At 68.4% G+C, this 21,593-nt stretch carries 19 protein-coding genes and 1 tRNA gene; 7 read left to right on the top strand and 13 right to left on the bottom strand.

Annotation, left to right across the window (positions count from 1 at the left end):
* Positions 1–438: 438 nt before the first annotated feature.
* The 11 genes from J2Z79_RS11265 to mobB all read right to left on the bottom strand — a co-directional run bounded on the left by J2Z79_RS11265 (position 439) and on the right by mobB (position 12,794).
* Positions 439–1,479, bottom strand: a complete 1,041-nt coding sequence (locus tag J2Z79_RS11265) for a metal-dependent hydrolase (protein ID WP_209466990.1) — start codon at positions 1,477–1,479, stop codon at positions 439–441.
* A 26-nt stretch (positions 1,480–1,505) separates the two neighbouring features.
* Positions 1,506–2,792 carry an EF-P 5-aminopentanol modification-associated protein YfmH gene (gene yfmH, locus J2Z79_RS11270; protein WP_209466991.1) on the bottom strand — a complete coding sequence of 429 codons (1,287 nt, stop codon included), beginning with the start codon at positions 2,790–2,792 and terminating at the stop codon, positions 1,506–1,508.
* A gap of 3 nt (positions 2,793–2,795) precedes the next feature.
* Positions 2,796–4,079, bottom strand: a complete 1,284-nt coding sequence (gene yfmF, locus J2Z79_RS11275; protein ID WP_209466992.1) for an EF-P 5-aminopentanol modification-associated protein YfmF — start codon at positions 4,077–4,079, stop codon at positions 2,796–2,798.
* Between the two features lie 29 nt (positions 4,080–4,108).
* The gene (locus tag J2Z79_RS11280) at positions 4,109–4,549 is read right to left on the bottom strand and encodes an NUDIX hydrolase (protein ID WP_209466993.1); all 441 of its coding nucleotides are present in this window, start codon (positions 4,547–4,549) and stop codon (positions 4,109–4,111) included.
* Between the two features lie 57 nt (positions 4,550–4,606).
* The gene (gene ftsH / locus J2Z79_RS11285; protein WP_209466994.1) at positions 4,607–6,487 is read right to left on the bottom strand and encodes an ATP-dependent zinc metalloprotease FtsH; all 1,881 of its coding nucleotides are present in this window, start codon (positions 6,485–6,487) and stop codon (positions 4,607–4,609) included.
* A gap of 101 nt (positions 6,488–6,588) precedes the next feature.
* Positions 6,589–8,073 carry a tRNA lysidine(34) synthetase TilS gene (tilS, locus tag J2Z79_RS11290; protein WP_209466995.1) on the bottom strand — a complete coding sequence of 495 codons (1,485 nt, stop codon included), beginning with the start codon at positions 8,071–8,073 and terminating at the stop codon, positions 6,589–6,591.
* Positions 8,074–8,164: 91 nt separating this feature from the next.
* Positions 8,165–10,480 carry a SpoIIE family protein phosphatase gene (locus J2Z79_RS11295; protein WP_209466996.1) on the bottom strand — a complete coding sequence of 772 codons (2,316 nt, stop codon included), beginning with the start codon at positions 10,478–10,480 and terminating at the stop codon, positions 8,165–8,167.
* A 153-nt stretch (positions 10,481–10,633) separates the two neighbouring features.
* A tRNA-Glu gene (locus tag J2Z79_RS11300) sits at positions 10,634–10,709 on the bottom strand.
* A 95-nt stretch (positions 10,710–10,804) separates the two neighbouring features.
* Positions 10,805–12,070: a molybdopterin molybdotransferase MoeA gene (locus J2Z79_RS11305; protein ID WP_209466997.1), complete on the bottom strand. Its 1,266-nt coding sequence runs from the start codon at positions 12,068–12,070 to the stop codon at positions 10,805–10,807.
* Positions 12,071–12,077: 7 nt separating this feature from the next.
* On the bottom strand, positions 12,078–12,278 hold the full coding sequence (locus J2Z79_RS11310; RefSeq protein ID WP_209466998.1) for a twin-arginine translocase TatA/TatE family subunit: 201 nt from the start codon (positions 12,276–12,278) through the stop codon (positions 12,078–12,080).
* A 12-nt stretch (positions 12,279–12,290) separates the two neighbouring features.
* Positions 12,291–12,794, bottom strand: coding sequence for a molybdopterin-guanine dinucleotide biosynthesis protein B (gene mobB, locus J2Z79_RS11315; RefSeq protein ID WP_209466999.1), 504 nt, complete (start codon positions 12,792–12,794; stop codon positions 12,291–12,293).
* A 154-nt stretch (positions 12,795–12,948) separates the two neighbouring features.
* Here mobB and J2Z79_RS11320 point away from each other — a divergent pair, with 154 nt between their 5' ends.
* Together J2Z79_RS11320 and J2Z79_RS11325 are read left to right on the top strand one after the other, a co-directional pair.
* Positions 12,949–13,122, top strand: a complete 174-nt coding sequence (locus tag J2Z79_RS11320) for a hypothetical protein (protein WP_209467000.1) — start codon at positions 12,949–12,951, stop codon at positions 13,120–13,122.
* A 49-nt stretch (positions 13,123–13,171) separates the two neighbouring features.
* Entirely contained in the window at positions 13,172–14,428 is a 1,257-nt protein-coding gene (locus J2Z79_RS11325; RefSeq protein ID WP_209467001.1) for a LysM peptidoglycan-binding domain-containing protein, read from the top strand.
* 66 nt (positions 14,429–14,494) lie between these two features.
* Here J2Z79_RS11325 and J2Z79_RS11330 read toward each other — a convergent pair whose 3' ends face one another.
* Together J2Z79_RS11330 and J2Z79_RS11335 are read right to left on the bottom strand one after the other, a co-directional pair.
* The gene (locus J2Z79_RS11330) at positions 14,495–15,301 is read right to left on the bottom strand and encodes an ABC transporter permease (RefSeq protein ID WP_209467002.1); all 807 of its coding nucleotides are present in this window, start codon (positions 15,299–15,301) and stop codon (positions 14,495–14,497) included.
* 2 nt (positions 15,302–15,303) lie between these two features.
* Positions 15,304–16,074 (bottom strand): ABC transporter permease, encoded by a 771-nt coding sequence (locus J2Z79_RS11335; protein WP_209467003.1) that lies wholly within the window; start codon positions 16,072–16,074, stop codon positions 15,304–15,306.
* A 119-nt stretch (positions 16,075–16,193) separates the two neighbouring features.
* Here J2Z79_RS11335 and J2Z79_RS11340 point away from each other — a divergent pair, with 119 nt between their 5' ends.
* The 5 genes from J2Z79_RS11340 to J2Z79_RS11360 all read left to right on the top strand — a co-directional run bounded on the left by J2Z79_RS11340 (position 16,194) and on the right by J2Z79_RS11360 (position 21,537).
* The gene (locus tag J2Z79_RS11340; RefSeq protein ID WP_209467004.1) at positions 16,194–16,658 is read left to right on the top strand and encodes a chemotaxis protein CheX; all 465 of its coding nucleotides are present in this window, start codon (positions 16,194–16,196) and stop codon (positions 16,656–16,658) included.
* A 29-nt stretch (positions 16,659–16,687) separates the two neighbouring features.
* Positions 16,688–17,110, top strand: a complete 423-nt coding sequence (locus J2Z79_RS11345) for a CBS domain-containing protein (protein ID WP_209467005.1) — start codon at positions 16,688–16,690, stop codon at positions 17,108–17,110.
* Positions 17,111–17,310: 200 nt separating this feature from the next.
* The gene (locus J2Z79_RS11350; protein WP_209467006.1) at positions 17,311–17,868 is read left to right on the top strand and encodes an NADH-quinone oxidoreductase subunit NuoE family protein; all 558 of its coding nucleotides are present in this window, start codon (positions 17,311–17,313) and stop codon (positions 17,866–17,868) included.
* A complete protein-coding gene (locus J2Z79_RS11355; protein ID WP_209467007.1) occupies positions 17,865–19,769 on the top strand; it encodes an NADH-quinone oxidoreductase subunit NuoF in 1,905 nt (634 codons plus the stop codon). Before J2Z79_RS11350 ends, J2Z79_RS11355 begins: the two co-directional genes overlap by 4 nt.
* A gap of 7 nt (positions 19,770–19,776) precedes the next feature.
* The gene (locus J2Z79_RS11360) at positions 19,777–21,537 is read left to right on the top strand and encodes an NADH-dependent [FeFe] hydrogenase, group A6 (RefSeq protein WP_209467057.1); all 1,761 of its coding nucleotides are present in this window, start codon (positions 19,777–19,779) and stop codon (positions 21,535–21,537) included.
* The last annotated feature ends 56 nt before the right edge of the window (positions 21,538–21,593 follow it).

Genomic DNA, 21,593 nt, shown 5'->3' on the forward strand with positions numbered 1-21,593 from the left:
TCCATTGTAACAGAAGGGCGGCTTCTTTTGTATTTAGACAAAAAGAAAAGGGGGCTGTCCCTAAGTCATCCTCGATGACTTTTGGGACAGCCCCCACTTAAAAAGGGGAGCCAGCGTCCCGTGGGGGGAGGACGCTGGCTACGGCAAAGGGGAGGGTTGTCCTCAACCCGTGGGGGCAGGCTGAGGACCGGAACAAAGGAGGGTGAGCGGTGGGTGATCCTCGGGTCGACCGACTGCGTTTCTTGGCAGGTATAGGCTTCGACGAATGCTGCGACATCGGGGTCTGATTGGGGGATCAAACCGCTGGATGTAGATCCAACCGACCCAAGTGATCGCCTACGTGCAGAGCATAACAAAGCTCCTGGAAATCGAACATCCATCCTTAGCACTCAAATAGTCTAGCGCAAGTACTACGCTATTCGGCCGAGCATCGTCCCTTCAGTGCTCCAGGGGGTCCCAGCGACCGGCCTCCTGCCGGAGGCGGCGCAGGAGCAGCGCGGGCCCCGGTGCGGCATCGGTCCTGCGCCCGAGCCCCTCGTCCACGAGGTTCAGTTCCGCGTCCAGCCACGCGTACGCCGTGAAGGGGGAGAAGCCGTCAACCTCGTAGCGCATGTCGGACCAGCGCACCTCCCAGAGGCCGTCCCGCCACGCCACCTCCACACGGGGGCGCCGGGTCCAGCTGGCAAAGGCGGTGACCGTCGCCGCCTTGAGGGACGCCAGCACCACCTGGTCATACTGGTTCGCGGCCCGCTGCGGCCGGCTGACGCGGCCCGGCCAGACCCAGACCATACCCGTCAGGAAGCCGCCGGGCTGCTGGACCACGTAGCGCCAGGCGTTGAGGGAAAGCAGCGTCGGGTGGACGGTCACCACCTGCAGCGCCCAGCCCACGCCGCACCCGACGGCCTCTCCGCAGTCCGCCGGGGGCCTGAGGTACTCGACCACCAGGGCCCTGGCACGGCGGTGCAGCAGGAAGCGGAGCAGCCCGTAGAACCCCAGCGCCAGCCAGACGCTCCCGAACACGACTGGCCGCCCCGCCGGGAGCAGCGCGTGCGCGAGCCACCCCGCGCCGACGATGGCCAGGATGCCCAGGTCGACGATCGGGATGAGGTCGAAGGCGATGCGGCGGGGGGAGAACGGCCACAGGCCCTGCGTGCCGTAGTCGTTGCCGAAGTCGAACAGCACGTGCGAGAGCGTGCCCAGCAGCGCCGCTCCGAAGAGCGGCCCGAGCGGGGCACCGGGGTGCAGCAGCTTCATCCCGGCCGCGATGAGCGCAGCCTGCAGTGGCAGCGTCGCCAACCCGTGGGTGGGACCGCGGTGTGCGCGCAGGTAGCCCACTCGACCGCGCACGAACTGCACCACGATGTCGATGTCGGGCGACTCGGCGCCGAGGACCGCGCTCCAGCAGACGGCCGCGTGGGTGCCCTCGGGGAAGAGCCCCGCCACCGCCGACCCGATGACGGCGTGCGATACGGGATCCACCGCAACACCCCCTTGCCGGCAGCTGCCTAGCGCCTGGGGTAGATGATCGAGGCCGCGGCCAGCGCCGGGTCGAAGTGGCTGCGCAGCCGCTCGTTCGCGGCCTCCACCGTGAGCGACTGCAGGGTGGGGAGCAGGTCGAACAGGCCGATCTGCTTGAAGAACCCGTCGATGAACAGGTAGGCTGCGCCCTCCAGGTCGTTCATCAGGTTGATCACGCGGCCGATCAGCTTCCGCCGCGCTCGCTCGAAGTCGGCCTCCGCCAGCCCCTGCTGCTGGGCCTCCTGGAAGCCGGCCAGCAGCCGGGCCTCCAGCTCGGACGGATCGTGGGTCGGGCCGGTGAGGTAGGTATGACCGAAGCTCACCTCGGGAACGTGCTCGAAACCGAACCGCTGGTCGATCAGTCCGGACTCGTAAAGGTGCGTGTAGAGCGGGGAGCCCCGCCCGATGACCACGTCAAGGAGCAGCGAGGTGAGCAGGTCGCGCTCGAGCAGCGCCCGGCCGGTGAGCCCCACCTCCCTCTCCTTGAACCCGAGCCGCAGGATCGGCTGACTCACCACCAGCTCCTGCATCCGCCGCCGCTCGTTGATGACGGGCGGCTCCTCGGGCAGGATTCGCTGGATGGCTGGCTGCGCCGGGTATTCGCGGCCGGCGAAGGACGCCCGGACGCGCTCCACCACCTCCGTCGGGTTCAGGTCGCCCGCCACGAAGAGCACCATGTTCGACGGGTGGTAGAAGATGCGGTGGCAGACATACAGCAGGTCCTTGTCGATCCTGCGGATCGACTCGACGGTGCCCGCGATGTCGATGCGCACCGGATGGCGCACGTAGAGCGCCTCCAGCAGGTTGGCCGAAGAGCGCCATCCCGGGTCGTCGAGGTACATCCGGATCTCCTGCTCGATGATCCCCTGCTCCTTGGCCACCGTCTCGGCGGTGAAGTAGGGTTCCTGCACGAACTCCAGCAGCAGGTCGAGGCACGCCTCGAACTGGCTGGTCGTGGTGAAGTAGTAAACGGTGTGGGTGAATGTGGTGTAGGCGTTGGCCTCGGCGCCGAGCTCCGAGAACCGGTCCGCCACGTTGCCCTCCGGGCTCTCGAAGAGCTTGTGCTCCAGGAAGTGGGCGATGCCGTCGGGCACATGCACGGCCTTGCCGGTCTGGGGATTGACGAACCGGCTGTCGATCGAGCCGTACTGCACCGCCACGCGCGCGGTCATCTGCCGGTAGCCTGGCTTTACGAGCACAGCCACCGTCAGCCCGTTCTCCAGCCGCTCCGTGAAGAGCTCATCCCGCAGCATCGGGTCAAACTGCCGCTCCATGACCTACGCCCCCCCTTCCCGCCGCGTGAGCATGTACACGGTGTCCGGCGTGAAGTGGCGGGCCGCCTCGGCCACCTGCTCACGGGTGACCCGGCGGTAGAGGGCCACCCGGTCGTCGATGGAGAGATCCCGTCCGGAGAAGACCTGGTCCACGGCCAGCTCCGCCATGGCCCCGGGGCTGTCGGCGGCGCTCAGCATGTCGTTGACCAGGGTGGCGATGGTCGTCTCCATCTCGGCGTCGGAGACCGCCCCCTCCTGCACCGCCCGGAGCTGCTCGAGCATGATGGCCTTGCACCGCTCCGCGTCGGCAAACTCGACCCCGGCGTACATGTAGCCGATCCCCTTCACCGTCTCGATGGAGGAGTAGGCGAAGTAGGCCAGCGAGTTCTTCTCCCGCACCTCCTGGAAGAGCTTCGAGTGCGAGAAGCCGCCCAGCACCCCGTTGGCGACCAGCATCGGGAAGTAGAGCTCATCCCGCAGCGTGATGCCGGTGCGGAAGCCGATCACCACCACGCCCTGGTTCACGTCCAGCCGGTCCACCACGTCCTTCACCGCGCGGTCCGGGCCCCGCTTCACCACGGTGTCGGGGAACCGGCGCGGACCGGCCGGCAGCGGCAGCCGCCGGGCCACCTCTTCCCGCAGGCCGGCGGGGTCCACGTCGCCAAGGACGAAGATGTCCACCGGCGCCTCGGTCAGCACGCGCCGGTGGTGGGCCAGGAGCGAGGCAGGCGTCACCCCCTCCAGGTCCTCCACCCGCCCGAGCCGGTGCAGGGCGAAAGCCTCCCCCTCGCACATGGCCGCGGTGCAGCGGACCATCGCGTAGCGCCGCTTGTCGTTGATCAGCCCCTCGATCATCTGCCGGAGGTTGGTACGCTCCTGATCCACATACTCCGGCTTGAAGCCGTCGCCCACCAGCAGCGGGCGGGTGATGATGCCGCCCAGCACGTCCAGCGCCTGCGGCAGCAGCCCCTGCGCCCCGGGCACGTGCTTCTCGCCGGCGACCTCCATCTGGAAGACGATCGACTGCACCTCACCCCGGCGCGCCACATCCACGCCGAAGGACGCCCCGTACAGCTCGTCGAGGTGGCGGGACAGTTCGGCGGTGGTGGGGAAGTCGGCCGAGGCGCGCGCCAGCACCATCGGGAGGAGAGCGTTGTAGGTGACGGTCACCGGCTCCAGCGGCATATGGAAGTAGACGTAAATCGTAGTGGTCTTGAACTTCGTCGTGGGCTGTACGTAGAGGTTCACCCCCTCACTGAGGGGGAAGCGGGTGAAGCGATCGCCCAAACGGAAAACCCTCCTTCCACAGTGCTAGTCTACCCCGCATCCCGGCAGCTCCGCACACCGGCCCACGCCAGGCACCACTCCACGGCGTCGGTGACCGGCAGCCCGGAGAGCTCGGCCAGGGGCACCCAGCGCGCCTCGGCTGCGTCGTCAGAGGGCGTCAGCGCGCCTCCGGCCGGCCGCGCGAGAAAGTACTGCACCACGTAGTGGTAGCGTACCCGGCCGGACTCGTCCCGGTCGATCGCGTCGCGGTAGCCCAGGTACCGCTCGATGGTGACGTCCAGTCCCGTCTCCTCCCGCACCTCGCGCAGCAGCGCCTGTTCCACGGTCTCCCCCAGTTCGACGCGGCCCCCGGGCAGCCCCCAGTAACCCCGGAGAGGCGGGTTCGCCCGCAGCACCAGAAGCACCTGCTGCCCGTCCATGATGAGGGCGTGGCACGACGGCATCGGGTATCCGGCATATGCTCGGCCCATCTGCTTCACTCCCTGTGAAAAACCCCCGCCGCTAAGGGCGGGGGGGTGAATCGCCGACTAGAAGGCCGGTGCGACCTGCGAGGTTCCGCCGCCGACCAGACGGGGCTTCTTGGGCTCCGGCTTTGGCCTGGGCGGCAGCAGCTGGGCGAGCAGGTCCTCCAGCTCCTTGCCCTCCAACGTCTCCTTCTCCAGCAGGATCTCCGAGACCTTGTCCAGGGCGTCCTTATGCTCCGTGAGGATGTCCAGCGCCCGCTGGTAGGCAGTGTGGACGAAGTTGCGGACCTCCTCGTCGATCAGGCCAGCCACCTCTTCGGAGTAGTTGCGGAGCCGCGTCATGTCGCGGGCCAGGAAGATCTCGTCCTGCTTCACGCCGTAGGTGAGCGGCCCGAGCTTCTCGCTCATGCCCCACTCGGTGACCATCCGGCGGGCCCACTGGGTGGTGCGCTCGATGTCGTCGTAGGCGCCGCTGGTGATCTCGCCGAAGGTGATCTCCTCGGCGGCCCGGCCGCCCAGCGCCATGGTCATGCGGTCGAGGATCTCCGACTTGGAGATGTTGTACCGGTCCTCCACGGGCAGGAACATGGTGTAGCCCATCGCCCGGCCCCGCGGGATGATCGTGATCTTGTGCAGCGGGTCCATGTGTGGCAGCATGTGCCCGACCACCGCGTGCCCGGCCTCGTGCCACGCCGTGACCCGCTTCTCCTTCTCCGAGATCACCCGCGACCTCTTCTCGGGGCCGCCGGCCATCACCCGGTCGATCGCGTCCTCGAGGTCGGACATGGAGATCTTCTTCTTCCGCCGCCTGGCGGCCAGGAGCGCGGCCTCGTTCATCAGGTTGGCGATGTCGGCACCGGTGAAGCCGGGCGTCCGCTTCGCCAGCACCTCCAGGTCGACGTCCTGATCCAGCGGCTTGCCCTTGGCGTGCACGTTGAAGATGGCGAGCCGGCCCCGCAGGTCGGGGCGGTCAATCACGATCTGCCGGTCAAACCGCCCGGGGCGCAGCAGCGCCGGGTCCAGCACGTCCGGCCGGTTGGTGGCGGCGATGATGATGATGCCCTCGTTGGCCGAGAACCCGTCCATCTCCACCAGGAGCTGGTTCAGCGTCTGCTCCCGCTCGTCGTGACCGCCGCCATAGCCGGCGCCGCGCTGGCGGCCGACCGCGTCGATCTCGTCGATGAAGACGATGCAGGGCGAGTTCTTCTTCGCCTGCTCGAACAGGTCGCGGACGCGGCTCGCGCCGACGCCGACGAACATCTCGACGAAGTCAGAGCCCGAGATCGAGAAGAACGGGACGCCGGCCTCGCCGGCAACCGCCTTGGCCAGCAGGGTCTTGCCGGTTCCGGGCGGGCCGAACAGCAGAACGCCCTTCGGGATCCGGGCGCCGAGCTCCAGGTAGCGCTTCGGGTGCTTGAGGAAGTCGACGATCTCCGCGAGCTCCTCCTTCACCTCATCGATGCCGGCGACATCCTCGAAGGTCACCCGCTTCCGGTCGTCGGTGATCAGCCGCGCCCGGCTCTTGCCGAACTGCATGACCCGGTTACCCGATCCCTGGGTCTGCTGCATGATGAAGAAGAACGCGAGGAGCACCAGCACCACCGGAACCAGGGTCTGCAGCAGGATCGCCCAGATGCCGGACGTGTTGTCCTGCCGGAAATCGTACTGGATCTCCGGGTGCTGCTGCAGTTCCTGAATCAGGGGCCCCTGGTTGGACGGGCCGGGCACCTGCACGGTGAATTTCTCGCCAGTGATCAGCTCACCCTCAGCGTACGACCCGCTCAGGGTGACCCGCTTCACCTGTCCCTCCTGGATGTACTGGATGAGGTCAGAGTACATCAGGCGGGTGGTTTGCTGGCTGGTCCCTCCCAGTTGAACGGCTATCGCCACTGAGATGACCAGTATCAACATATAGAAGGCAAGACTGCGGAATAGCTTATTCAAGTCTGCCAGGCCCCTCCTTCCACAAAGGGCAGTCGCGACAGGGCGCAGAGAGATACTTCTTCACTGTTTGAGTCGGCCGCGAGGCGGCAAAAGATACTTGCTCAGTGTACCATATTTGACGGCCCGGAGCAACCTGAGGCGCCCGCCGTTCCGGCGCCCATCGGCCCCTCCGGGGCGCTGCGCAGCACGACGCGGAGCACCGTGCGCGTCTCTGCGTCCGGGCGGAACCGGCGGTCCCGCCTCACTCCCGGCACCCAGACGACCGCGTCTCCGGCGACCAGGAGCGGGAGGCGATCGCGCCGGGCCCTGGGCACCTTCGCATCTACAAGGATATCCTGAAGCTTCTTGGAGCCTTCCATTCCCACGGGCCAGAGCCGGTCCCCCGGCTGCCGCAGGCGGATCGCCAGCCTCCCGGGCAGCCGGTCGCGGTCAAGCCAGGCTTCATCCGGAGGCTCCGCACCCGCCACGGCCGCGGCGGGCACAACCTCCGTGTACACGCGCAGGCCCAGCTCCGGAATTCGCGTCTCCCCCCCGAGGACCAGCTGCCACTGCCCGTCCCGGGGCGTGCTCTCCCCGACGGTCCTGGCAAAGCGGCAGCGCCCGTACTCCACGGTCAGGCACACCCCCTGCGGCAGGTCCAGCCTGTGGCTGCCGTCCGTCCGCCCGGCCAGCTCCAGCACCCGGTTCACCGCCGGGAGCCCGGGCGCATATTCCGCGCCCGCCACGCGCTGGACCGCCATCCGGACGACCCTGCGCGCGAGCGCCGGCGGTTCCTGCACCAGCCGCGGACCGTCCAGCTCGACGGCGAGCTCCCCGGACGGCGTCCGCTCCTCGCGCCAGCCGCAGCGAGCACGCGCCTGCTGCGCCAGGTCCGCGAGCAGGCGGTCCTCCTCACGCAGCAGCTCTGCCATCTGGGCAAGGTGATCCACCACGGCCTCGTCGTAACGCTCGGCCAGCAGCGGCAGCAGCTCGTGCCGGATCCGGTTCCGCAGGAAGTCCTGCTGTAGATTGGACGCATCGAGGCGGGGTGCGAGTTTGTGTGCGCGGCAGTACTCCTCGATTTCCGCGCGCGTACACGTCAGCAGCGGACGGATGATGACGAGGCCGCCCTCCTCCCGCACCGGCGGGATCCCGGCAAGACCCGTCGAACCGCTGCCCCGCAGCATCCGCATCAGCACGGTCTCGGCCTGGTCGTTGCGGCTGTGGCCCGTCGCCACCCGCTGTGCGCCGATGGCGGCGGCCAGCCGGCGGATCTCGGCGTAGCGCCTCCGCCGGGCGTTGGCCTCGAGGGAGCCGGGCTCCCGCTCCAGCTCCCCGGCCTTCAGGGCGACCGTCGTCAGGGGCAGGGACAGGCTTCGGGCCAACTCGGCGACGTAGGCAGCGTCGGCGCGGGAGGCCGCGCCGCGCAGGGCGTGGTCCATGTGAAACAGGTGCAGCGAGAGCCCCCACTCCGGGGCCAGGCGGTGCAGCAGGTGGGCGAGCGCGACCGAGTCCGGGCCGCCGGAGACGGCCACGATCACCCGGTCCCCGGGCAGCACCATCTGATGCCGCACCAGTTCGGCGCGCACCCTCTCCAGGAGCGGCACGGCGTCACCCCCCCCAAGCGAATCCCCGGCAGTGCCGAGTCGCGTTTCGACACTGGCCGGGGATTCCCTTCCTCACCGGCACCGCATAGCATTAGCGCCTGCGGCCCCGCTCACCCCTGTCCTCCTTCCGCTGGGGCTTCATGCGCGGCGCGGGCTGCGCGGGGACCCATTCGCCGGTCACCCTGGGTCGCGGCCGCTCGTCGCCCCCGTGGCCGTCCACCTGATCCACCCGGGCGACGACCACCGTGAGGTCGTCCTCCGGCGCAGGCGTCAGGTCGAGCGCACGCGCCAGCAGCCGCTCCGCCAGCTCTTCCGGATCCGCCGTCTGCTCGCGCCCGAGGTGCTCCAGGACCCAGCGCTCCTTGTCCGCCTCGTCCCTGGCCACGTCGAGGATGCCATCGCTCACCATGACGATGATGTCGCCGTCGCGCAGGTTCCGGAACTCGGGCTCCACCTCGATCTCGGTGACGATGCCGACGGGTACGGACGGCATCTTCACCAGGGTGACGTCGTTGCCCCGCTTCAGGAAGCTGGGGGCGGCGCCGACCTTGACGAACTCGGCGCGCCCCGTGGTCAGGTCGAGCACCGCAAGGTCCACGGTGGCGAAGCTGTCGCCGGGGCCGCGCAGCAGCAGGACGGAGTTGACGGTCCTGACGGCCACCTCCGTGTTGAACCCGGCGTCGAGGAGCTGCTGCAGCAGCTTGACGGTCTCGCCGGACTGCACCGCCGCCTCGCGGCCGACGCCCATGCCGTCGCTCAGGGCCAGCAGAAAGCGGCCCCGGGAGAGCGGGCCCGTCACGGCCGAGTCGCCCGAGATGTGGCCGCCCCGCTTGGGCATGCGGGCCACGGCCGCCGTCGCCCGGAAGACGGCTGTCAGACCCTGGTGGTTCCGGCTGCCCGCCTCCACCTCGTCGGCCATGCGGTCCAGCATCCGGGCGACGTTCTGCACGTACTCTCCGGCGATTGCCCTGCCCTCCTCCAGTTTCCGCGTGAGGGCACGGCCGGACCGCTCCAGGTCGTGGACGTGGTTGAGCGTCACGACGATCTGCTCGGGGTGGATGCACCTCGCCTCCAGCTGCTCCGGAAGCGGCGCCATGGGCAGCGTCCCCTCGTTCTCGATCTGCTCCCACAGTCCCTCAAAGAGCCGCCGCGACTCCTCTGGCTCCTTCTGCCAGCACTGCGCATACAGCGAGCACGAGTGGCACACCGTCTCCACCACCTGGCGGAACCGGGTTTCGGGCTCCTGCGCGGCGCCGGCGCTCACGGCGGCCACCTGCGTGTACGTGCGCTGGATTTCCTTCAGGACCTGTGCCATGGCCCGCAGCTGGTCCCGTGCGCCGGCCACCACCGCGTCCTCCCTGTCCTGCCCCGCCGGCGGGTTCTGCGCCCGCGGGCGGACGCTGACGGCCCCGGACAGGCGGGAGATCCAACGGGACGGGATGATCCAGAACAGAACCGTGGCGGCGACGGCGGAGAGGGCCATCGACTCCAGCACGGCGCCCTGGCCCTGGGTTGCCATCGTGTACGAGAGGAAGCCCAGCATGTAGGAGAGGCCGACGCCCGGCTTCCTCAGCTCCCGGAACGAGCCGCCCAGGAACCCTGCGATGACGTAGGCCATTGCGTGGCTCTCGGTGAGCGCGGGGTTCAGCCATGCTCCGGCGGCCGGAGGGCTGGCGAGCACCGAGAGGAACGACGACATGCCGATGACGGCCCCGGCCGCGGCGCCCCACCCCAGGCCGCCGGCCTGGGCGAACAGCATCACGGCCAGACCGGCCGCGGTCGCGTGCAGGGAGACCCGCCCCCAGAGGGTGAGGTCCTGCAGGCCGGTGAACGCCGCCGCCAGGAGGATGATGGCGGGAATGGGCAGGTCGGCGGTGAGTCCCTCCGGATAGCGGGGCTGCGTCAGCTCCTCGACGGCGAGGGTGAAGATGAGGGCCAGCACACCCGTAAGGCCTGCCCAGAAGGTGAGCTGTATCCAGTCCGCCGCGGGGTTCTGCAGCACCCCCTGAACCGCCGCCGCGACAGAGCCCACCAGGGCCGCGACCAGGGCGGCGTAGCGGGCCTGAAGCCGGGAGAGACCTCCCAGCGCGTGCACCACGCCGAGGGCGGCCGCGGAGGCCGCGAACGCCGGAAGCGGCTGGACGGTGGCGGCGCCGCCCATGACCGCCAGCGCCACGGGAACCCCGGCCGCGCTGCTGAAGCCGGCGGCGCGCACGGCCATGTAGAAGGCAATCCCGAAGGGAGCCACCGGGTCGAAGGGCTGCGCCCTGCCCATGAGGAATCCGAGGCAGATGCCGGCGTAGAACAGAGGGTGCCACGCCCAGGCCATCCGGGAGACGAACCAAGACCCCAGGCGCCTCCACCGGTTCGGCCCCGGCTCCCTGCGGTCGGAGGGCTTCGCTGGCACGCCACCACCCCCAGCGAGAGATTCGCAGCACCGATTGTACCGCACCTGGCACGCCGAAATTTGTCGAATCCTGGCAGACGCGCTATGTATTTCCACCAGGCGTAAGAGAAGCGCCCGGCGACTGCCTGCTGGCAGTGCCGGGCGTTCCTCCCCTGGTGACCCCAACGGGATTCGAACCCGTGTTTCCGCCTTGAAAGGGCGGTGTCCTAGGCCTCTAGACGATGGGGCCAGCAAGAGGCTAGTTACGATTATGAGGCGACAGAAACACAACGTCAAGTAGCGGCGGCTGGCAGGCGCCCCATAGCCGCACGGGGCGTCGGCCGGTCAGTACCGCATGGTGCAGCTGGGAGGACGGGGGATGTACACGTCCGCGTCGTCCTGGAGCAGCACCTTCACGCGCGCGCCTGCCGGCAGGGGGCCGCAGTGGCCCGGGATGACGGCGTACGCGTTGGCCGCGCACATCGTGCTGAGGACCCCGGCGCGCTGCGCCATGCCCGTGTCGAGGTGGATCTCACCGTCCGGTCCGTTGTACGCCCTGGCCCGCAGGAAGCGGGTAAGCGCCACTTTCTTGAGCACGGGTTGGTCGAGGATGCCCTCCGCCTCCCTGAGGCCCAGCCGCTTCCTCCCCAGCAGGTGGTCGAGGAGCGGGCGCACGAGCAGGTCGAAGTCGGTGATGGCCGCCGCGGGGTTCCCCGACAGCCCGATGACCAGGCGGCCGTCCAGCAGCCCGGCGCAGACGGGCGTGCCGGGCTTGATGCTCACCCGCCAGAACAGCTGCTCCGCCCCGAGGACGGCCAGCGCCTCCTTCACCACATCGAACTGGCCTACGGAGACCCCGCCGGTCGTGATCAACAGGTCGCAGCCATGCGATTGTCCGAGCGCGCGGGCGATCACGTCGGTGACGTCACGCGCAATGCCCAGCATCACCGGCTCACCGCCCGCCGCACGCACCAGGGCCGCCATTCCGGGCCCGTTGGAGTTGCGGATCTGGCCGTGGCCGGGCACCTCCCCGACCCCGACGAGCTCGTCGCCCGTGCTGAGGATGCCCACCCGGGGCCTCGCGTAGACCGGGACGCGCTCGATGCCCAGCGCAGCCAGCAGGTTGATCTCCTGCGGGCGGATGAGCTGGCCCGCAGTGAGGACCACCTGTCCCTCCTGCACGTCTTCGCCGATCGGGGCCACGTTCTCCATCGGCGGCACGGGGCGGAAGATGCGCACGCCCTCGTCCGTCACCCGGACTTCCTCGAGCCGGATGACGGCGTCGGCCCCCTTCGGGAGCGCACCGCCGGTCATGATCGCCACCGTGGTACCGGGGGCCAGCTCGTCCTCCAGGGGGTGCCCCGCCGGGATGACGCCGACGAGCGGCAGGGTCACGGGCACCTCCCGGGTAGCGCCGAGCGTGTCTTGTGAGCGGACGGCATAGCCGTCCATGCCGGAGCGGGGGAAGGGCGGCAGCGGCTCCGGCGCCCGCATGTCCTCAGCCAGGACCAGGCCCAGGGCGTCGGCCAGCGCCAGCCTTTCCACGCGGCGCGGGGGAGCGTGTTCCAGGAGCAGCGCACGAGCTTCCTCAAGCCTGAGCAATGCGGTCACCCTTTCGCTAACCCTTCTTGTCCGATTCCGGGTCCTTGGGCTCTTCAGACTCAGGCTCGTCGCCCCGGGCGCTCTTCATCGAGCTCCGGAACTCGCGGATCGTATCACCAATCGACTTCCCTAACTGCGGGAGCTTCGAGGGTCCGAAGATTAGCAGAAGCACGATAACGATCAGTGCGATCTCCATCGGGCCGATTCGCTGCAGCATTCCTTACGCCTCCTATCTTCGGAGCAAACGCTGTTCCACGAAGTCTGCGATGGCCGGGATGTCGTTCCAGTCGAACCGGGGCCGGTCCGTCTCCACCGGGAGGTCGCCGGCCACGGCCAGCAGCGAGGGGTCGTCGCCGCAGAGCAGCCGGCCCTCGTTCCTGGCACTGCTGAAGATCTCGATCTTGGCGAAGCGCTCGCGCTTGAAGCCTTCCGTGATGACGATGTCCACCGGTCCCAGCAGCGCGATGGCGTCCGCTGCGCTGAACCGATCCGCATCGACCGACCGCACCAGCCCGATCTGGCCGGGGCCGATGATGCAGACGGCCCGGGCACCCGCCTGCCTGTGCCGCCAGGTGTCCTTTCCCTCATGGTCCATCTGAAAACCGTGCACGTCGTGCTTCAGGGTGCCAACGCTCCAGCCGCGCCGGGTGAGCTCCGCCACCAGGCGCTCCACAAGGGTCGTCTTGCCGCACTTGCCGCAGCCGACCACCGAAAGCACAGGGGGCATGGCCATGATGTCTCTCTCCGCCTTCCTCGCCACTGTCAGGTTAATGTTACCCCGTTGTGGGCTTCCGGGCCATCGGGCGCGGGGCCATGACCGATTAGCCCAAAATGAGGGCTGCGTTGTGGGGGGCGTGCGCATGCTAAGGCGGTGAGGAGGTGACCCGATGTCGCGCAAGGGAGAGCGCAACCAGAGGCTGCAGGCGGGGAAGGCCAACCGGCGGGAACGCGGTTTCCTCCCCAGCATGGAGGGCGCGGCCAAGGCGCAGTTCGACGACCCTGAGGAGGCAAAGCGGAAGACGCTCCACGTGCCCGACCCGGCGGACCGGTGGCCTGACTAGCGCACCCTCCCTCCATCCCCCGCATTGGATGGAGGGAGGTGACGCGCAGATGTATGTGACGACAGTGGCGCCGGGCGAGAGCCTGGCGCAGGTCGCCCGGCGCACCGGCGTGACGGTCGAGGCGCTGGCCGGCGCGAACGGCCTCGGGACCGACGGCAGGGTGACGCCCGGGCTCGCGCTCGTCGTGCCCTCCAACCAGTACGTGGTGCAGGCGGGCGACACGCTGTTCAGCATCGCCCGGCTGAGCGGGCTGACCGTGGCCGAGCTCCGCCGCGCCAACCCGGGCCTCCCGCAGGTGCTGTACCCGGGCAGGCGGCTTCGCATCCCCGATCCCCCGCGGCGCGCCGCCGAGGTGATCGGCTACCTGCCCCTCACCGACCCCGGCGTCACGGCAGACGACGTCGCTCCCTGGCGGGGCGGGCTCACCTGGGTGGCGCTCTTCTCCCACCTGATCGACGGCGAGGGCAACCTGCCGCCCATCGACGACGCGGCGGCGATCACGGCCGCCCGCGCGGCCGGCGCGCAGCCGCTGCTCTCCATCGCCAACATGGAGCCGGGCGGTGCATTCAGCCCCGAGTTCGCCAGGCGGATCATCACGGTGCCCGAGGTCCGCGAGCGCACGATCGCCAGCGTCGTCCGCCTCCTGAACGAGAAGGGCTACGCGGGCGTCGACGCCGACATCGAGAACATCGATGCGGACCTGCGGCAGGGCTACGTCGACTTCCTCCGCGAGCTGAAGCAGCGAATCGGGGACCGGCTCCTCAACGTGGCCGTGCCCCCGAAGTACGACGAGCAGACCTTCGCCTACGCCCGGGGGCACGACTACGCCGGGATCGGGCGCGTGGCGGACCGGGTGTACATCATGAACTACGAGTTCAGCTGGGTGGGGGGCCCGCCCGGGCCCATCGCGCCGCTGCCGCAGTACCGCCGGGTGCTGCTGTACGCCGCCAGCCTCATCGACCGGGCCAAGCTCCTCGCCGGCATCTCCACGACCGCATACGACTGGGAGCTGCCCGATACGCCGGAGAACCGCGCCCGACCGCTGTCGCACGACGCAGCCGTTGCACTGGCCATCGAGCGGGGCGTTCCGATCCGGTACAGCGAGCCCCAGGCCTCGCCGTGGTTCCGCTATACGGATGGCAGCGTGGAACGGGAGGTCTGGTTCGAGGATGCGCGCAGCCTTCTGGCCAAATTCGCCGTCATCCGCGAGCTGGGCCTCAGGGGATACGGCATCTGGCACCTGGGCGCACGGAACTCCGGTCTCATCACCCTGAGCCGGATGCTGTTCACGGTGAGCGGCGGGTAGGCCGGATACGACCCACGAGCCAGTCAGGCCCCGCCCGGCGTTCGCCGCGGCGGGGCTCATCTGAGCTCAGCTCCCCGTGCTCGTGTAGTTGCGCGTGCCCAGCTGCCAGAACCCGTATGCGGCCGCGATGGAGGCCAGACCCACCGCCGGGGTGGCCCAGGCCAGCGCGGGAACCGGCAGCTGCGCCACCCGGTCCAGCAGGACGTGCGCGGGGAAGAAATTGATGAAGGCGAAGGGGACGAGCACGGTGAGCACCACCTGCATCGCCCGGTGGTAGATGGAGATGGGGTAGTTGATCAGCTGCCGTGCCGGGAAGACGAGGTTCCAGTAAAAGGTGTAGGTGCGGGTCGTCCAGAAGGCCAGGGTCGCCGTGGCGATGAGGGCCGCGCCCAGGATCAGGCCTCCGCCCAGCGCGGTGAGCAGCAGGTAGGCCAGCTTCACGGCGGTGAGGCGCACGCCGGCCACCCGCACCGCGAAGATGAATGCGGCGATGGAGAAGACGAACTGGCCCATGCCGTTGATGGGCGACTGGCTGCCGAGGACGGTGAGCAGCGGGTTGATGGGCCTGAGCAGGGCCCGGTCGTAAGTGCCCATCCGCACCTGCTCCTCAAAGCCCACCAGGCTCCAGAAGAACGAGACCGACACGCCCCAGGCCAGGATGGCGAGGGCGTAAAGCAGGACGATCTCCTCCAGGCGCCAGCCGCCCACGGTATTGAAGCGCTGCGTGAGCCAGTAGAGCGCCACGAACTGTCCCCCGTAGGTCAGCACCATGGAGATGATGTGGGCGACGAAGTTGGCCCGGTACTGCATCCGCGCCCGGGCCTGGGCCAGCGCCATCCGGCAGTAGCACGACAGGTTGTGCCGCAGGTCCATCGCTATCCCCCCTGCATCGTCAGTCTCCGCTGCCCTGCGGTCCACATCGCCCAGAGCACCGCGACCGCCGCCAGCGCCCACGCCAGCTGCAGGCCGAGCGCCCGCAGGAGTTCGGCTCCCGACAGCGTTCCGGCGAGGATGGCCGAGGGCACGAAGAAGGTGCCCGCGAAGGGGAGGTACGACGCCAGGGCCCCGGCCCACGCCGGCAGGTAGTAGAGCGGGATGAACTCGCCGGAGAAGAGGGAGCTCATCAGCTCCCACAGGTTTTCGGCCTCGGTGAACTGCACCGTCCAGAGGGCGATCAGCGTCAGCGAGAGCTGGAACGCCGCGGCGATGACCCAGCCCGCGAGCCCGCTGGCCGCAAACAGCAGGAGCGCCGCGGGGTGGGGCGCCGGGAGGCCGAAGGCGATCCAGATCAGCACGAAGACCGGCAGCGACCGGGCGAGCCGGAAGAGCGACCGGCCCAGGAAGTCGCCCAGCACCCGCACCGGCAGTGCGACGGGCTTGATCAGCTCCAGCCCCACGTCGCCCATGCGGAACTTCTCGCTGACTTCCCAGGTGGGAATGAAGATCAGTTCGCCGAGGAAGCGCGAGGCGATGATGTACTGCATCTGGCGCTCCAGGGCCGCCGGGTCATCCCGCAGCAGCGCCGTCCAGATCCCGGCGAACAGGACGAACCAGATGAGGCTGGAGGCCAGGCCCAGCCAGCCCTCCACCTTGTAGGCCGCCTGCTGGCGGAACCCCTGCGCCACGAAGGCCGCGAACACGCCCATCGAACTCGTTTCCCCCCTCATGAAGCCACCACCACGTACGTTAGCCCCGTCCCCGTTGAGAAGGAGTCTCTGTTTTCACTGTGGAAAGTTTTATGCATGCTGAGACGGAGGTTCACGCCATGAAAGCAGAGGTAGTCAACGCCTTTCTATCCGCTGCACGACACAGCCTGACCAAGGAACTGCAGTCCGAGGTCAAGAGGGTGGGCCTGTACGTGGACCCGACTGAGCATGTGACGGACGAGGTGGTGGTCTATCTTTCGTTCGTCGGGCAGGTACGCGGTTCCCTGCTGCTGGGCCTCGACCTTGCAGCTGCGCGGGCCATCGCCACCGCGATGGTCGACGAGCCCCTCGACGAGCTGACCGAGATGGGCCTCTCGGCCCTGGCGGAGCTGGGCAACCTGGTGGCCGGCGGCGCCTGCACCGAGCTGGAGCGAATCGGCCTCGCCGCCGACATCACCCCGCCGACGATCATGATCGGTTTCCGCTCCCGCATCTCCACCCTCGGCGTGAGCCGGGTCGTCATGCCGCTGGCCACGCGGCACGGCAAGCTGAACCTGCACCTCTCCCTTGATATCGCCGCCTAGCGCGGAACGCCGAAGGAGGGCCCAGAGCGATGACCCTGGTGCGCGACGCCATGATCCAGGTGCCTGCCCTGTCCGCCACCGATCCGATCTTCCTCGCCCTGAGGGCGATGCGGGAGCAGAAGGTCCCGTTCGTGCCCGTCGTGCGCAGCGACGGGAGCCTGTACGGCCTGGTGACGGAGGGCGATCTGATCCGCCTGATCTACCGGGCGACCCGAGAGCAGAGCGACACCGTTCCGCGCTGGATCCGGGGCGCGGGGCGCGATCTCCTGCAGTTCCAGTCACTCCGGGAGGTTGTCACCCGACAGCTGGACACCGTTGCTCCCGACCTCAGTCTGGAGGAGGCCGCGGAGCTGATGTTCAGCCACAACCGGAAAGTCCTGCCCGTCGTGGTCGACGGCAAGCCGGTGGGCTACCTCACGCGGACGGCGATCATCGACCACCTGATCGGATAATCCATTCCCCCTCTCGCCCGGCGAGGGGGGGTTCGTTCACTAGTTCCAAAGGACCACGACCTTTGTAAACTTACTATACGATAGATAGGCAACCGAGAGCCTTGCCGCACGTTGCGCAGGTCATATACCATCAAGGTGAAGAGGATAGTTCCCGATTTCACAAGCAGACTTGTTACAACTTTCACAAAGGTGGTGAGCGAATGTCCAGACCATGTTGTCAGGGCATCACGCCAGACGACCCGCGGTTCGCCGAACTGGATGCGTTTATCCGGGACGGTCACGCTGCGCCGCGGTTCCTCATCGCTGTGCTTCACCGCGCACAGGAGCTCTTCGGGTACCTGCCCGAGGAGGTTCAGAGCCATATCGCGAAGGCCCTGCACGTGCCCCCCAGTGAGGTCTATGGTGTGGTGACGTTCTACAACTACTTCACCCTGAAGCCTGTGGGCAAGTTTCCCATCAACGTCTGCATGGGGACAGCCTGCTACGTTCAGGGAGCAGGCCGCGTTCTGGCCCAGTTTGAACAGGAGCTGGGCATCAAGCCGGGCGAGATGACCCCCGACGGGCTCTTCTCCCTGGAGGTCTGCCGCTGCATCGGGGCGTGCGGGCTGGCTCCCGTGGCCACCATCGCTGGAGAGGTGTACGGGAAGTTAACGGAGGCGACAGCCAAGAAGCTGATCGCCGAGTTCCGTGCACAGGCCGCCGCCGAACCAGGACAGGCCGAAGCCGTCGGTGTTGCTACGGGAGGTGAGCCCGCATGACGATCACCCACGCCCCCGCTCGGATCAACTCCTTGGCCGACCTCGAGGCCGTGAGGTCTGCCGGCGCCTACCGAACGGCACTGCGCCACGCCGAGTCGCTCAGCCTCGCCGAAGCTCCGGAGGTGCACATCCTCGTCTGCGGCGGCACAGGTTGCCAGGCCAACAAGTCGGTGAAGACCCGGCTGGCTCTGGAGAGCTACGTCAACGAGAAGAACCTCGGGGAACGGGTTAAGGTGGTACAGGTCGGTTGCTTCGGTTTCTGCCGGGTAGGTCCCGTGGTCGTGGTCCATCCCGGTCAGACCTTCTACTGCGAGGTGCACCCCGAGGACGTGCCGGCGATCATCGACGAGCACGTGCTGGGCGGCAAGCCCGTCCAGCGGCTCCTGTACGCGCCGAACCCCCGCGAGAAGAACCGGATCGCGCAGATGCTGGAGCAGCCCTTCTACAAGGGCCAGCACCGCTGCGCGCTGAAGAACTGCGGTTTCATCGACCCCGAGAACATCGAGGAGGCCATCGCAGCCGATCGCTACTTCGCGCTGGCCCGTGCCCTGCTGGAGATGACCCCCGCGCAGGTCATCGATGAGGTCAAGCGGTCGGGGCTGCGGGGCCGGGGCGGCGGCGGCTTCCCCACCGGCCGCAAGTGGGAGCTGGCCGCGGCCGTGCAGGGCGAAGAGAAGTACGTCCTCTGCAACGCCGACGAAGGAGACCCCGGGGCCTTCATGGACCGGTCCATCCTCGAGGGCGATCCGCACGCCATCATCGAGGCGATGGCCATCGCAGGCTATGCGGTGGGCGCAAACCAGGGCTATGTCTACGTGCGGGCCGAGTACCCCGTCGCCGTGCACCGCCTGCAGCTGGCCATCAACCAGGCCCGGGAACGCGGCCTGCTGGGCGAGCACATCCTCGGCACGGACTTCAGCTTCGACGTCGACATCCGCCTCGGCGCAGGCGCCTTCGTCTGCGGCGAGGAGACCGCGCTCATCGCCTCGATCGAGGGCGAGCGCGGCATGCCGCGGCCCCGTCCGCCCTTCCCGGCGCAGAAGGGGCTCTGGGGCAAGCCCACGCTCAACAACAACGTGGAAACCTACGCCAACGTGCCGGAGATCATCCTGCACGGGGCCGAGGCCTTTGCCGCCCTCGGCACACCGAACTCGCCCGGCACCAAGGTCTTTGCGGTGGCCGGCAACGTGATGAACACCGGCCTGGTCGAGGTTCCGATGGGCACGCCGCTGCGCAACATCATCTACGAGATGGGCGGGGGCATCCCCAAGGGCCGGCAGTTCAAGGCGGCTCAGACGGGCGGTCCTTCCGGCGGCTGCATCCCGGCAAACCTGCTAGACACGCCCATGGACTTCGACTCGCTCACGGCCATCGGCTCCATGATGGGTTCGGGCGGCCTCATCGTCATGGACGATCTCACCTGCATGGTGGACGTCGCCCGGTTCTACCTGCAGTTCACCCAGGACGAGTCCTGCGGCAAGTGCCCGCCCTGCCGCATCGGTACGAAGCGGATGCTGGAGATCCTCGACCGCATCGTGGAAGGGCAGGGCACCATGGAGGATCTCGCCGAGCTGGAGCGGCTGGCCGCCGGCATCAAGGCGACCTCGCTCTGCGGCCTCGGGCAGACGGCACCGAACCCGGTGCTCTCCACCCTGCACTTCTTCCGTGAGGAGTACGAGGCCCACGTCCGCGACAAGCACTGCCCGGCCGGTCGCTGCAAGGCGCTCACCGAGTTCCGCATCGATCCGGACATCTGCAAGGGGTGCGGCCTCTGCGCCCGGAACTGCCCGGTGAACGCCATTCACGGCGAGGTTCGCCATCCGTACACGATCGATACCAGCGTCTGCATCAAGTGCGGCAACTGTGTGACCGTCTGTAAGTTCAACGCCGTCGCACACTAAGGGGGTGCTGCGTGTGATCAACCTGACGATCGACAGGCGCCCCGTCTCCGTGGAGCCCGGCACCACCATTCTCGAGGCGGCGCGTCAGAACGGCATCCGAATCCCCACCCTCTGCTACCTGAAGGAGATCAACCAGATCGGCGCGTGCCGCATGTGCCTCGTCGAGGTCGAGGGCGCCCGCGGCCTGCAGACCGCTTGCACGGTGCCCTGCACGGAGGGCATGGTGGTTACCACCAACAGCCGGAAGGTGCGGGAGGCTCGCAAGCTGGTGCTGGAGCTCCTGCTCTCCGACCACAACATCGAGTGCCCGACCTGCCTGCGCGCCTCCAACTGCGAGCTGCAGCAGCTGAGCCAAGAACTGGGCGTCGGCCAGGTTACCCTGCACGGCGAGCGCCACCATGCGCGCATCGACGACGCCTCCGGCGCCATCACCGTCGACGGGTCCAAGTGCGTGCTCTGCCAGCGGTGCATAGCCGTCTGCCGCTCGGTGCAGGGGGTCTCGGCCATCTCGCTCACCCAGCGCGGCTTCAACGCCACGGTCAACCCGTTCTTTGAGGTCTCCCTGAACGATGCGGCCTGCGCGCTCTGCGGCCAGTGCACCGTGGTCTGCCCCACCGGCGCGCTGACCGAGCACGACGACACGGAGGCCGTCTGGCAGGCCCTGCTGGATCCGGAGATTCACGTGGTCGTCCAAACCGCCCCCGCCATCCGGGTCTCCATCGGTGAGCCCTTCGGGCTGCCTTCCGGCGCCATCTCCACCGGCCAGATGGTGGCGGGCCTCCGCCGGCTCGGCTTCGACCAGGTCTTCGACACCGTGTTCGCCGCCGACCTGACCATCATGGAAGAGGCCACCGAGCTGGTCCAGCGGCTGCAGCGAGGCGGCCCCCTGCCGCTCGTCACCTCGTGCTCTCCGGGCTGGGTGAAGTACGCCGAGCATTTCTTCCCCGATATGCTGGAGAACCTCTCCTCCTGCAAGTCGCCGCAGCAGATGTTCGGCGCCGTGGCCAAGACCTACTACGCCGAGAAGGCGGGCGTCGACCCGGCCAAGATGGTCGTGGTCTCGATCATGCCGTGCACCGCCAAGAAGTACGAGGCGAACCGCCCCGAGATGAACGCCTCGGGCTACAAGGACGTGGACTACGTCCTTACCACCCGCGAGCTGGCGCGCATGTTCCGCCAGGCCGGCATCGACCTGCCCTCGCTGCCCGAAGAGGAGTTTGACAACCCGCTGGGCATCGGCACAGGCGCCGGCACCATCTTCGGCACGACCGGCGGCGTGATGGAGGCCGCCCTGCGCACCGCCGCGGCCTGGCTCGAGCCCGACAGCCCGTCGCCGAAGATCGAGTTCACCGAGGTGCGCGGCGTGCCGTTCCAGGTGCGGGAGGCGACCGTCTCGGTCAACGGCATCAGCCTCAACGTCGCGGTGGCCAACGGCCTGGCTGCGGCCGGCTGGGTGATGGAGCAGGTCAGCTCCGGTGCGAAGAACTACCACTTCGTCGAGATCATGGGCTGCCCCGGCGGCTGCATCGGCGGCGGCGGTCAGCCGATCCCGGCGAAGGGGCCTGCCGCCCTGGAGGAGGTCAGGCGGGCGCGCATCGAGTCGCTCTACACCATCGACGAGCGCATGACGATCCGCCGCTCCCACGAGAACCCTGCCGTCCAGCAGCTCTACGCCGAGTACCTGGGCAAGCCGGGCAGCGAGCGGGCCCACCACCTCCTGCACACCCACTACCACGCCCGGGTGCCTGCGGGCATTCTCCGCAGGTAGTCCGAAGCAGCGCTCATGACAGCAGCCCTCCCTGCCGGCGGCAGGGAGGGCACTCC

This window comes from Symbiobacterium terraclitae (genome assembly GCF_017874315.1).
Lineage (GTDB): Bacteria > Bacillota > Sulfobacillia > Symbiobacteriales > Symbiobacteriaceae > Symbiobacterium > Symbiobacterium terraclitae.